Raw genomic sequence first — 12,809 nt, 5'->3', positions numbered from 1 at the left:
ACATTCTGTCGGCCCGGGCGGACCGGGCGGTGAGCAAGGATGGACGCACGATCGAGGAGGAGGACCCATGACGAGCACGACCGTGACCCCCATCGGGCACTGGGCCGACGGCGCCCCGTTCGCCGGCGCCTCGGAGCGCGCCGCCGACGTCACCAACCCTGCGACCGGACGGGTCACCGGCCGGGTCGCGCTGGCCGACGAGGAGGACGCCCGGCACGTCATCGCGACCGCGGCCACGGCCGCCCGCAGCTGGCGCGAGACGTCGCTGGCGCGGCGTACCCAGGTGATGTTCGCGTTCCGCGAGCTGTTGAACTCCCGCAAGGAGGAGCTGGCCGCGATCATCACCGCGGAGCACGGCAAGGTCCACTCCGACGCCCTCGGCGAGATCGCCCGCGGCCAGGAGGTCGTCGAGTTCGCGTGCGGCATCTCGCACCTGCTCAAGGGCGGCCACTCGGCCGGCGCCTCCACCGGTGTCGACGTCCACTCGACCCGCCAGCCCCTGGGTGTCGTGGGCATCATCAGCCCGTTCAACTTCCCCGCGATGGTGCCGATGTGGTTCTTCCCCGTCGCGATCGCAGCCGGTAACACCGTCGTTCTCAAGCCCAGCGAGAAGGACCCGTCGGCGGCCCTGTGGCTCGCGGCGCTGTGGAAGGAGGCCGGCCTCCCGGACGGCGTCTTCAACGTCCTGCAGGGTGACAAGGTCGCGGTCGACGCGCTGCTGCAGAGCCCCGACGTGGCGGCGATCAGCTTCGTCGGCTCCACGCCGATCGCGGAGTACGTCTACGAGCAGGCCAGCAGGCACGGCAAGCGCGTGCAGGCCCTCGGCGGTGCGAAGAACCACATGGTGGTCCTGCCGGACGCCGACCTCGACCTGGCCGCCGACGCGGCCGTCAACGCCGGCTACGGCAGCGCCGGTGAGCGCTGCATGGCGATCAGCGTGCTGGTGGCGGTGGAGCCCGTCGCCGACGAGCTCGTCGCCCGGATCGCCGACCGCACCCGCACCCTCGTGATCGGCGACGGTCGCCAGGGGGCTGCCGGCGACGGGGGGGAGTCCGACATGGGCCCGCTCGTCAGCCGCGCGCACCGCGACCGCGTCGCGGGCTTCGTGGAGTCCGGCCAGAAGGCCGGCGCCAAGCTCGTCGTCGACGGCCGCGAGGTCGAGGCCCGTGGCGAGCAGGACGGCTTCTGGCTCGGCCCGACGCTCTTCGACCACGTCACCCCCGACATGGAGATCTACACCGAGGAGATCTTCGGCCCGGTCCTCTCCGTGGTCCGGGTGGCGTCGTACGACGACGCCGTCGCGCTGGTCAACAGCAACCAGTACGGCAACGGCACGGCGATCTTCACCAACGACGGCGGGGCCGCCCGGCGCTTCGAGAACGAGGTCGAGGTCGGCATGATCGGCGTCAACGTGCCGATCCCGGTGCCGGTCGCCTACTACTCCTTCGGCGGCTGGAAGCGCTCGCTCTTCGGGGACACCCACGCGCACGGCACCGAGGGCGTCCACTTCTTCACGCGCGGCAAGGTCGTGACCTCGCGCTGGATCAACCCGGCTGCCCGTCCCGAGGGTGGCCTCGAGCTGGGGTTCCCGCAGAATGACTGACACGCAGACCGCCCACGACGACGTGACCCGCGCCTACGAGCTCGACCGCCGCCACGTCTTCCACTCCTGGTCCGCCCAGGCCGAACTCGACCCGATGGTCGTCACCAAGGCCGAGGGCTCCTGGCTCTGGGACGGCGACTGCAACCGGCTGCTGGACTTCACCTCGCAGCTGGTCTTCACCAACCTCGGCCACCAGCACCCGCGGGTCGTGCGGGCGATCCAGGAGCAGGCGGCGACGCTGTGCACCATCGCGCCGTCCACGGTCAACAGCGCTCGCTCGGAGGCGGCCCGGCTGATCGCTTCGCACACGCCGGAGGGCCTCGACCGGATCTTCTTCACCAACGGGGGAGCCGACGCCAACGAGCACGCGATCCGGATGGCGCGGCTGCACACCGGCCGGCAGAAGGTGCTCTCGCGCTACCGCAGCTACCACGGCGGCACCCAGCTGGCCATCAACGTGACCGGTGACCCGCGACGGTGGGCCAACGACACCGCCTCGACCGGGACGGTGCACTTCTTCGGGCCGTTCCTCTACCGCAGCGCGTTCTCGGCCACCACCGAGGCGGAGGAGTGCGAGCGCGCGCTGGCCCACCTCGAGCAGGTCGTCGCCCTCGAGGGGCCGAGCACGATCGCCGCGATCGTGCTGGAGTCGATCCCGGGCACGGCCGGCATCATGGTGCCGCCGCCGGGCTACCTGCGCGGGGTCCGGGAGATCTGCGACCGGCACGGGATCATGCTCATCGCCGACGAGGTGATGTCGGGCTTCGGCCGGTCCGGCCGGTGGTTCGCCGTCGAGCACGACCAGGTCGTCCCCGACCTGCTGACCTTCGCCAAGGGCGTGAACTCCGGCTACGTCCCGCTCGGCGGGGTCGCGATCAGCGAGCCGATCCACCAGACCTTCGCGCACCGCCCGTACCCCGGCGGCCTCACCTACTCCGGCCATCCGCTCGCCTGCGCGGCGGCGGTCGCCACCATCGAGGTGATGGAGGAGGAGCGGGTCGTCGAGCACGCCGCCGCCCTCGGCGAGGAGGTCTTCGGGCCCTGCCTGCACGAGCTCGCCGGCCGGCACGACTGGATCGGCGAGGTGCGGGGCACCGGCGTCTTCTGGGCCCTGGAGCTGGTGTCCGACCGGGCGACCCGCGAGCCGCTCGCGCCGTACGGCGGCAGCAGCCCGCAGATGGCCGCGGTCCTGAAGGCGTGCCGCGAGGAGGGGCTGCTGCCCTTCGCCAACTTCAACCGCATCCACGTGGTCCCGCCGCTCACCATCTCCGCGGAGGAGGCCCGCAGCGGGCTGGACATGCTCGACCGCGCGCTGACCCGCGCGCGCTCGGATGGCTGATCCGGGCGGCGCGCGGGCGATGCTCGCGTCGTCCGTGCTCCGCCCGCTCTGGCTGGACTCCCCGGAGCGGCCCGCGCCGCGGCCCGCCCTGACCGCGGCCGACGAGGGCCTCACGGTCCCGCTGGTCGTCGTCGGCGGTGGCTTCACCGGGCTCTGGGCGGCGGTGCGCGCCAAGGAGCGCGATCCCTCTCGCGGGGTGCTGCTGCTCGAGGCCGACCGGATCGCCGAGCACGCCACCGGCCGCAACGGCGGCTTCTGCGAGGCCAGCCTCACCCACGGCGAGGCCAACGGACGGCAGCGCTGGCCCGAGGAGTACGACGAGCTCGAGCGCCTCGGCCTGCAGAACCTCGACGAGATCGCGGCCACCCTCGAGCGGTACGCCATCGACTGCGGGTTCGACCGCTCCGGCACCCTCGCGGTCGCCACCCGGCCGCACGAGGTCGCGGCGCTCGAGCCCGACGTGCCGGGTTTCCTCGGTGCCGAGGAGGTGCGCCGCGTCGTCGACTCCCCGACGTACCTCGCCGGCCGTGTCTCCCGCGACGACTGCGCCACCCTCGACCCGGCCCGGCTGGCCTGGGGGCTGGCCCGCGTCGCCGAGGAGCTGGGCGTGCGGATCGCCGAGCAGACCCCCGTCGAGGACGTCCGTACCGAACGCGGCCGGGTGGTCGTGGCCACCCCGCACGCGCAGGTGCGCGCGCAGCAGGTCGTGCTGGCCACCAACGTGTTCAAGCCCCTGCTGCGCCGGCTGCGGCTCTCGATCGTTCCGGTCTACGACTACGTGCTCGCCACCGAGCCGCTGACGGCCGCGCAGCTCGAGAAGATCGGCTGGACGGACCGGGTCGGCATCTCCGACAGCGGCAACCAGTTCCACTACTACCGCCTGACGCCGGACGACCGGATCCTCTGGGGCGGCTACGACGCGATCTACCACTACGGGCGCTCGGTCGACGCCGCCCACGAGGACCGGACCGCGAGCTTCGAGACACTGGCCCGGCACTTCGTCGAGACCTTCCCCCAGCTCACCGGTGTCCGTTTCACCCACCGCTGGGCAGGGGCCATCGACACCTGCACACGCTTCTGTGCGTTCTTCGGCGTCACGCGCGGCCGGCGGATCGCCTACGCGACCGGCTTCACCGGGCTGGGCGTCGGTGCCTCCCGCTTCGGCGCCGACGTGATGCTGGACCTGCTCGCCGGGGCCGACACCGGGCGGACCCGGCTCCGGATGGTGCGCACGCGCCCGCTGCCGTTCCCGCCCGAACCCCTGGCCTGGTTGGGGATCCAGCTCACCCGCTGGTCGCTGGCCCGCGAGGACGCCACCGGCCGCCGCAACCTCTGGCTGCGGGTGCTCGACCGGCTCGGGCTGGGGTTCGACTCGTGAGCACCGCCGAGGAGAGGCTGGTGCACCAGGACGTGCTCTCCGGGGTGCTGTCGGCCGGCGTGTCGGCGCCGGGGGAGCGACCCACGACGGTGACCACACCGCTCACGGTGCTGGGGGAGTCCGAGGTCGGCCTGTGGGACATGGCGACCGGCACCGACACCGACATCGAGGACGACGAGGTCTTCCTGGTGCTGGCCGGGTCCGGCACCGTCACCTTCGCCGACGGCTCCCGACTGGACCTGCGCCCGGGTGTGCTCGTCCGGCTGGTGGCCGGTGATGCGACCACGTGGGCGGTCGAGGAGCCGTTGCGCAAGCTGTACCTCGGGTGACTCGGCCGGCGCCGGGGCTGGACGGGACCGCGTCGTTTGGTCAGAGACCGCATCGAAATTGCGGAAAGTGATGCGGTTGGGGACCAAACCGCACCCCAAGCCAGCCGAGGCCCGGGAGCCGACCCCAACCCCAGCCGACCTTCCCTGTAGCCAGCCAGGACCGCAACCCGAAGCAGCCCGAGAGCCGGCAGCAAGCCTCGACAGGAGCCGACCTGAACCGAGGCCGAAGCTGTAGCCGAGCCCGAGCCCGAGCCCGAGCCCGGGCCGAGCCGAAGCCTCACCGCTTCCGGATCCGCAACCAGTCCATCTTCCCGGTGAGGTAGTCGCACCCGACGGCCTCTCCGGAGCAGTCGAGCTTGCCGCCGATCATGAGCGGTCGCTGGTTGGCGATCCGGCCGAGGCGCCCGTGGACCTTCTTGGTGACCGCGTGAGGTGTGCCGGCGTCGAGCTTGATCCGCACGCTCCTCGGCCGTCGCTCGCAGCGGACCGTGTGCCACCGTCGGTCGTCGGCGCGCCACGACTTGGGCCCGTTCACCAACCCGACGGCCCTGGTCAGCCCGGTCTCGTCCCGGAAGAGGCAGGTGGGCCATCCCCGGTGCAGCTCCACCTTCCAGTACCCGCCCGGCTCACCGGACTGGCCCTTCTGGACCAGGTTGCGCGAGCCCAGGTGCGTCTTGAACCTCAGCGTGACGGAGTACGCCCGCGAGTGGGGGTCGAGCAGGGGGTCGTCGGGCACCACGACGAGCCGTTCCGGGTCGCGTTCGGTGCTTTCGCCGCTGAACCGGTAGCCGAGCCCGGTGGGGGTGGGGATCCCCGTCTGCACCAGGCTGCCGACGTCGCCGGTGAGGCCGTGCCCCGAGGAGTCGACCATCGCGGTCGCGCCGGGTGGCTCGTCCATCTGCCAGTCGCCGACGACCGAAGCCGCGCAGGGCTGAGCCAGCAGCAGCACCAGCGCTGCCGCCGATCCCACGATGCCCCCCAGCACTCGTCCCATCACCCCTCCACCGGCAGGGAAGCACGTACACCGTTGTACGCGCAGGCACCGGGGGCCGGGCATCAGCGATTTGGGGTATCCCGCAGCCGTCCGGCCCGGTGTCCGGAGTCCGACCCGGCCATCCCTCGTAGAGTCGGCGACGCGGGGTCCGACGACCCGGACGCGCCGCGACGCACGGAAGGGGCCGACCCGTTGAATGCCACCCCGATCCAGCTCGAGGACGTGCACGGCGCGCACAACTACCACCCGTTGCCGGTGATGGTGACCCATGGCGAGGGCGCCTGGCTCACCGACGACGAGGGCAACCGCTACCTCGACTTCCTCGCGGCCTACTCCGCGCTCAACTTCGGGCACCGGAACCCCGAGCTCGTCGCGGCCGCCCGCGCGCAGCTCGACCGGCTCACCCTCACCAGCAGGGCCTTCCACCACGACCAGCTCGGTCCCTTCTGCGACGAGCTGTCCGCGCTGACCGGCAAGGACGTGGTGCTGCCGATGAACTCCGGGGCCGAGGGCGTCGAGACCGCCCTCAAGCTGGCGCGGCGCTGGGGGCACGAGGTGAAGGGGATCCCGGACGGGACGGCGACCGTCATCGTCATGCACGGCAACTTCCACGGACGCACCATCAGCATCGTCAGCTTCTCCGACGACCACGTGGCCCGGGCGCACTACGGCCCCTACACGCCCGGCTTCCGCGCGGTGCCGTACGGCGACGCCGACGCGCTCGCCGCCGCGATCGACGACACCACGGCCGCCGTGCTCGTCGAGCCGGTCCAGGGCGAGGCGGGCGTGGTCGTGCCGCCCCGCGGCTACCTCACCGACGTACGCCGTCTGTGCGTGGCCAACGACGTGCTGATGGTGGCCGACGAGATCCAGTCCGGGCTCGGGCGCACCGGTCGCACCTTCGCCTGCGACCACGAGTCCGTCGTGCCGGACGTCTACGTCCTCGGCAAGGCGCTCGGCGGCGGCATCGTGCCGCTGTCCGCGGTGGCTGCGGACCGCGACGTGATGGGGGTGTTCACGCCCGGGAGCCACGGCAGCACCTTCGGCGGCAACCCGCTCGCGACCGCTGTCGGCCGCGCGGTGCTGCGGCTGCTCGAGAGCGGGGAGCCGCAGCGCCGGGCCGCCGCCCTCGAGCCCGTGCTGCGTGACGGCCTCGCCCCGCTGGTGGGCCGCGGGCTGCTCGCCGTGCGCGTGCACGGCCTGTGGGCGGGTGTCGACCTCGACCCCTCGCTCGGCACCGGCCGCGACCTCTGCGAGGCGCTGGCCCGGCGCGGCGTGCTGGCCAAGGACACCCACGGCTCGACGATGCGGATCTCCCCGCCGCTCACCATCGACGAGGAGGACCTGGTCTGGGGGCTCGGGCAGCTGGCCGACGCCGTGGGGGAGCTGGCCGACGGCTGAGAGCGCCCGTGGCCCGGGCGCTGGGGGTGTCCGGTAGCCGGACCGACGCGACCCGCCAGCGATGTGACTGGCTCGTAACCCTCGAGTCGTGACAGGTTGCGTGTGGGACACGCAGGCGGTCCCGTCGGTCCGACCGGAGGTGTGCATGTCGTTCTCTCGCATTGCGATCGTGAACCGTGGCGAGGCCGCCATGCGGCTGATCCACGCAGTGAGGGAGATCAACGCGTCCGGCGACGGCCCGATCCAGACGGTGGCGCTGCACACCGAGGGCGAGAGCGGCGCGATGTTCGCGCGCGAGGCCGACCTCACCCACGACCTCGGGCCGGCATCTGCCCGGCCGTACATCGACCTCGCCGTGCTCGAGCGGGCGCTGGTGGAGTCGGGTGCGGACGCGGTCTGGCCCGGCTGGGGCTTCGTGGCCGAGGACCCGGCGTTCGTCGACCTGTGCGACCGGCTCGGGATCACCTTCATCGGCCCGAGTGCAGAGGCGATGCGCAAGCTCGGTGACAAGATCGGCTCCAAGCTGATCGCCGAGGAGGTCGGGGTGCCGGTGGCGCCCTGGAGCCGCGGAGCGGTCGAGACGCTCGAGGGGGCGCTGGCCGCAGCCAAGGAGATCGGCTACCCGCTGATGCTGAAGGCGACCGCCGGCGGTGGCGGCCGCGGCATCCGGATGGTGGCCTCGGCCGCCGACCTCGAGGACGCCTACCAGCGCACCAGCGACGAGGCGCTGCGCGCCTTCGGCAACGGCACCGTCTTCCTGGAGCGGCTGGTGACCGGCGCCCGTCACGTCGAGGTGCAGCTGATCGCCGACGGCCACGGCACGGCGTGGGCGATCGGGGTGCGTGACTGCTCGATCCAGCGCCGCAACCAGAAGGTCATCGAGGAGTCGTCATCTCCGCTGCTGAGCAGCGAGCAGGCCGACGAGCTCAAGGCCGCCGCCGAGCGGCTCGCCGTCGCGGTCGGGTACGTCGGCGCCGGCACCGTCGAGTTCCTCTACCACCCGGGGGAGCGGACCTTCGCGTTCCTCGAGGTCAACACCCGCCTGCAGGTCGAGCACTCGATCACCGAGGCCACCACCGACGTCGACCTGGTCAAGGCGCAGATCCACGTCGCGGCCGGCGGCCGGCTCACCGACCTGTACGCCGAGAAGCCGGGCGAGGCGGGGCATGCCGTGGAGGCGCGGCTCAACGCCGAGGACCCGGACCGCGACTTCGCGCCGGCCCCCGGCCGCATCGTCCGCCTCGACCTGCCGTCGGGCCCGGGCGTCCGGGTCGACACGGGGGTCGCCGAGGGCGACACGATCCCGCCCGACTTCGACTCGATGATCGCCAAGATCATCGCCTACGGCCGCACCCGCGACGAGGCGCTCGCCCGGCTGCGTCGGGCCATGACCGAGACCACCGTCGTGATCGAGGGCGGTGCCTGCAACAAGAGCTTCGTGCTCGACCTGCTCGCCCAGCCCGAGGTGGTCGACGGCACCGGCGGCTGGGCCGACACCAGCTGGATCGACCGGGTCCGCGGCGAGGGCCGGCTGGTCGCCCAGGAGCACGCCGGGGTCGCCGTGGTCGCGGCCGCGATCGAGGCGTACGTCGACGGCCTCGAGCTCGAGGTCGCCCGGCTGCTGGAGACCGCCCACGGCGGCCGCCCCCAGGCCCAGCACCAGGCCGGCCGGCCCGTCGAGCTCAAGCTGCGCGGCACGACGTACCAGGTCTCCACGGTCAACACCGGTCCGTCGCGCTACCGCGTCACGGTCGCCGCGGGCACCAGCGCGCAGACCGTCGACGTCGAGCTGGAGCGGATCGACCGGTTCCACCGCCGGCTCGTGGTCGGCGGTCGTCGCCACCACGTCGTCACGGCCACCCACGGTCCCAGCACCCTGGTCGAGGTCGACGGTGTCGCCCACCGGGTGAGCCGCGACGAGGGTGGTGTGCTGCGCTCGCCGGCGCCCGCCCTGGTGGTCGCCACGCCCGCCGCGGTCGGCGAGGAGGTCGAGGCCGGTGCCCCGGTCCTCGTGCTGGAGTCGATGAAGATGGAGACGGTGCTGCACGCGCCGTTCGCCGCCCGGGTCAAGGAGCTGCTGGTCATCACCGGCAGCCAGGTCGAGACGGGTGCCGCGCTGGTCAAGCTCGAGCCGGTCGGGGACGGCGCCGAAGAGGCCGTGGTCGCCCAGGACGGGCCGGCGCTGGACCTGCCCGGCCCCGAGGACGGCCAGTCGGCGCAGGTGCGTGCGGCGCGTGCGCTCGAGGGGCTGAGCGCCGTGCTGCTCGGCTACGACCTGCCGCCGCAGGACCAGGACGGCGTGCTGCGCGACTACCTCGCCGCCCGTGAGGAGCTGCGCGCCCAGGGCGTCGCGGTGGTCGCCGACGAGATGGAGCTGCTCGGCACCTTCGCCGACCTCGCGGAGCTGAGCCGCAACCGGCCGCTCGACGAGGAGCGCCACACCGAGCTGCGCGTGCACAGCTCGCGCGAGCACTTCCACACGTTCCTGCAGAGCCTCGACGTGGAGCGCGGCGGCCTGCCCGACGAGTTCCGCGACCGGCTGCTGCGGGTGCTGCGGCACTACGGGGTGGAGGACCTCGAGCGGACGCCCGCGCTCGAGGAGGCGGTGTTCCGCATCTTCCTGGCCCAGCAGCGGTCCGCCCCCGAGGTGGCGCTGGCGTCCGCGGTGCTCGGTCGCTGGATCGAGGAGCCGCCGCCCTCCGGTGACGAGGCCCCGCGCGCCCGGCTGCTGCTCGAGCGCCTCGGCCGCGCGACCCAGCTGCGCTTCCCGGTGGTCGGCGACCTCGCTCGCAGCGTCCGGTTCCGCTGGTTCGACCAGCCGTCGGTGGACGCCGAGCGGGCCGACGTGCTCGCCGGCGTGCGCGACGAGCTCGCCGCGCTGGTGGCCGACGGCGGCCTCACCGACCGCGCGGACCGGATCGAGGCGCTCGCGGCCATCCCCGAGCAGATCGTCCGCTTCCTGGCCGAGCGGCTCGAGGGCGGCGTCCCAGCCCGGGAGCCGATGCTCGAGGTGCTGGTGCGCCGGCACTACCGCGACTTCGACCTGCACGACCTGCGCACGATCGAGAACGGCCGGCCCTTCGTGGTCGCCGACTACACGCTCGACGACCGTCCGACCCGCGTCGTCTCGACGGTGGGCACGATCGCCGAGCTGGGCGACGCCGCCGGTGGCCTGGCCACTGCGGTCGCGACCCACCTCGCGGAGCGGCGTACCGGTGACGAGGCCGTCGTCGACCTCTACCTGCACTGGCCCGACGCGCCGGAGTCGGCCGACGCGGCGAGCGAGCAGCTGCGGCCGCTGGTCGAGGCGCTGCCCTTCGCCCGCGACGTACGCCGCGTCTCCGTAGCCGTGTGCGCGGGCGGGAGCCGGCCGGTCGGCTACTACGCGTTCCGGCCCACCGAGGACGGCTCCGTCGCCGAGGACGACCTGATCCGCGGGGTGCACCCGATGGTGGGCCGCCGGCTGAACCTGTGGCGGCTCCGCAACTTCCACGTGACCCGCATCGAGGCGCCCGAGGACGTGCTGCTCTACGAGTGCGTCGCCCGCGAGAACCCCGCGGACCGGCGGCTGGTGGCGCTGGCCCAGGTGCGCCAGCTCGCCGTGGTCCGTGACGAGAACGGCGTGGTCACCGGCCTCCCGCACGCCGAGCGCGCGGTGGAGAACTGCCTCGAGGCCATCCGCCGGGCGCGGGTGGCTCGCGGCACGGCCGGCGCCAAGCTCGACATGAACCACGTGTGGGTCCACGTCTGGCCGGTCGTCGACATCGACGAGAGCGGCCTCAAGGCGCTCGGCAACAAGATCCGCCCGCTCACCGACGGCGCCGGCATCGAGGAGGTGCTCGCCCAGGGGCGCGTCGCCACCCCGGACGGCCCGCCGGTCCCGGTGGTCGTGCGCTTCGGTGCCCAGCCCGGCGCCGGGGTCGTCTCCTCGATCGAGGAGCCGCCCACCGAGCTGCTGCGCCCGCTCGACGACTACGCCGCCAAGGTGCTGCGGGCCCGCCGACGCGGCCTGGTCTACCCCTACGAGCTGGAGGCCGTGCTCAGCGGCCCGGGCGGCAGCTCGGTCGAGCACGACCTCGACGACACCGGCGCGCTGGTCCCGGTCGACCGTCCCCGTGGCCTCAACAAGGCCGGGATCCTGGTCGCGGTCGTCACCACGCCCACGCCCCTGCACCCCGAGGGCGTCACCCGCGTGGTGCTCTGCGGCGACCCGACCAAGTCGCTCGGCTCGGTCTCCGAGCCGGAGTGCCTGCGGGTGATCGCCGCGCTCGACCTCGCCGAGCGGATGCAGGTCCCGGTGGAGTGGTTCGCGCTCTCGGCCGGCGCCCGCATCTCGATGGACTCCGGCACCGAGAACATGGACTGGGTCGCGGCGGCCCTGCGCCGGATCGTGGAGTTCACCCAGGCCGGCGGCGAGATCAACGTCGTGGTGGCCGGCATCAACGTCGGCGCGCAGCCGTACTGGAACGCCGAGGCCACGATGCTCATGCACACCAAGGGCATCCTGGTGATGACGCCGGACAGCGCGATGGTGCTCACCGGCAAGCAGTCGCTGGACTTCTCCGGCGGTGTCTCCGCCGAGGACAACTTCGGCATCGGCGGCTACGACCGGGTGATGGGCCCCAACGGCCAGGCGCAGTACTGGGCGCCGAACCTGGCGGGTGCGTTCGACGTGCTGATGTCGCACTACGAGCACACGTACGTCGTGCCCGGCGAGACGTCCCCGCGGCGCGCGCCCACCACCGACGACACCGAGCGCGACATCTCGTCGTACCCGCACGACGCCGAGGGCAGCGACTTCCGGACGGTCGGCGAGATCTTCTCCTCGGTCACCAACCCGGACCGGAAGAAGGCGTTCGACATCCGCACGGTGATGCGGGCCGTCGCCGACCAGGACCACCCGACGCTCGAGCGCTGGGCCGGCATGGCCGATGCCGACACGGCCGTGGTCCAGGACGCCCACCTCGGCGGCTACCCGGTCTGCCTGCTCGGCATCGAGTCGCGGCCGGTGCGTCGGCGCGGCTTCCCGCCCACCGACGGACCCGACACCTACACCGCCGGCACCCTGTTCCCGCGGTCGTCGAAGAAGGCGGCGCGTGCGATCAACGCCGCGAGCGGCAACCGGCCGCTCGTCGTGCTGGCGAACCTCTCGGGCTTCGACGGGTCGCCTGACTCCATGCGCAACCTGCAGCTGGAGTACGGCGCCGAGATCGGCCGGGCCATCGTCAACTTCCGCGGCCCGATCGTGTTCTGCGTGATCTCGCGCTACCACGGCGGCGCGTTCGTCGTGTTCTCCAAGGCACTCAACCCGAACATGACGGTGCTGGCGCTCGAGGGCTCCTACGCCTCGGTCATCGGCGGCGCGCCCGCGGCGGCGGTCGTCTTCACCGGCGAGGTCGAGAAGCGCACCGCCGCGAGCCCGGCCATGGTCGAGCTCCAGGCCCGGATCAGCGAGGCCACCGGCGCCGAGCGCAGCGCGCTGGTCGTCGAGCAGGCCGAGCTGCGCGCCGCGACCCGCGCGGAGAAGATCAGCGAGGTGGCCGCGGAGTTCGACGGGATCCACAACATCCACCGCGCGGTCGAGGTCGGCTCGGTCGACGCGGTGATCCCCGCCGCGCGGCTGCGCCCGGAGATCATCGCCGTCATCGAGAAGCACGTGCGCGGCGAGGGCTGACCCCGGAGACGCTCATCGGCGCGGCCTCGCTCACCCCCGGCGGGTGATGACGGGGCCGCGCTCCGTCGCGGAGTGTGGGACTGCTGGTGCC

At 72.9% G+C, this 12,809-nt stretch carries 7 protein-coding genes; 6 read left to right on the top strand and 1 reads right to left on the bottom strand.

What is annotated here, in order from left to right:
- Positions 1–67: 67 nt before the first annotated feature.
- From ACFO9I_RS05485 to ACFO9I_RS05470, 4 genes are read left to right on the top strand one after another with little or no spacing between them, the layout of a single operon-like run.
- Positions 68–1,603, top strand: coding sequence for a CoA-acylating methylmalonate-semialdehyde dehydrogenase (locus ACFO9I_RS05485; RefSeq protein ID WP_379178602.1), 1,536 nt, complete (start codon positions 68–70; stop codon positions 1,601–1,603).
- Complete coding sequence (locus ACFO9I_RS05480) at positions 1,596–2,942, top strand: aspartate aminotransferase family protein (RefSeq protein ID WP_379178600.1); 1,347 nt, start codon at positions 1,596–1,598, stop codon at positions 2,940–2,942. The genes ACFO9I_RS05485 and ACFO9I_RS05480 overlap by 8 nt, the downstream gene beginning before the upstream one ends.
- Positions 2,935–4,320 (top strand): NAD(P)/FAD-dependent oxidoreductase, encoded by a 1,386-nt coding sequence (locus tag ACFO9I_RS05475; protein ID WP_379178599.1) that lies wholly within the window; start codon positions 2,935–2,937, stop codon positions 4,318–4,320. Before ACFO9I_RS05480 ends, ACFO9I_RS05475 begins: the two co-directional genes overlap by 8 nt.
- Positions 4,317–4,649, top strand: a complete 333-nt coding sequence (locus ACFO9I_RS05470; RefSeq protein ID WP_379178597.1) for a cupin domain-containing protein — start codon at positions 4,317–4,319, stop codon at positions 4,647–4,649. The genes ACFO9I_RS05475 and ACFO9I_RS05470 overlap by 4 nt, the downstream gene beginning before the upstream one ends.
- A gap of 277 nt (positions 4,650–4,926) precedes the next feature.
- On the opposite strand, the gene ACFO9I_RS05465 is transcribed toward ACFO9I_RS05470, so the two are convergent.
- Positions 4,927–5,643: a LamG domain-containing protein gene (locus ACFO9I_RS05465; RefSeq protein WP_379178595.1), complete on the bottom strand. Its 717-nt coding sequence runs from the start codon at positions 5,641–5,643 to the stop codon at positions 4,927–4,929.
- A 192-nt stretch (positions 5,644–5,835) separates the two neighbouring features.
- Here ACFO9I_RS05465 and rocD point away from each other — a divergent pair, with 192 nt between their 5' ends.
- Together rocD and ACFO9I_RS05455 are read left to right on the top strand one after the other, a co-directional pair.
- Positions 5,836–7,044: an ornithine--oxo-acid transaminase gene (gene rocD / locus ACFO9I_RS05460; RefSeq protein ID WP_379178593.1), complete on the top strand. Its 1,209-nt coding sequence runs from the start codon at positions 5,836–5,838 to the stop codon at positions 7,042–7,044.
- Positions 7,045–7,189: 145 nt separating this feature from the next.
- A complete protein-coding gene (locus ACFO9I_RS05455; protein WP_379178591.1) occupies positions 7,190–12,718 on the top strand; it encodes a carboxyl transferase domain-containing protein in 5,529 nt (1,842 codons plus the stop codon).
- The last annotated feature ends 91 nt before the right edge of the window (positions 12,719–12,809 follow it).

The organism is Nocardioides sp. GCM10023255 (assembly GCF_042653125.1).
Taxonomy (GTDB): domain Bacteria; phylum Actinomycetota; class Actinomycetes; order Propionibacteriales; family Nocardioidaceae; genus Nocardioides.
The sequence above is the reverse complement of the archived record's forward strand: the minus strand, read 5'-3'. Positions and strand labels throughout refer to the sequence as shown.

Coding starts and splice junctions, on each gene's coding strand:
- ACFO9I_RS05475 (WP_379178599.1), top strand. CDS start 2,935: ATGGCTGATCCGGGCGGCGCGCGGGCGATGCTCGCGTCGTCCGTGCTC.
- ACFO9I_RS05455 (WP_379178591.1), top strand. CDS start 7,190: ATGTCGTTCTCTCGCATTGCGATCGTGAACCGTGGCGAGGCCGCCATG.
- ACFO9I_RS05465 (WP_379178595.1), bottom strand. CDS start 5,643: ATGGGACGAGTGCTGGGGGGCATCGTGGGATCGGCGGCAGCGCTGGTG.
- ACFO9I_RS05485 (WP_379178602.1), top strand. CDS start 68: ATGACGAGCACGACCGTGACCCCCATCGGGCACTGGGCCGACGGCGCC.
- ACFO9I_RS05480 (WP_379178600.1), top strand. CDS start 1,596: ATGACTGACACGCAGACCGCCCACGACGACGTGACCCGCGCCTACGAG.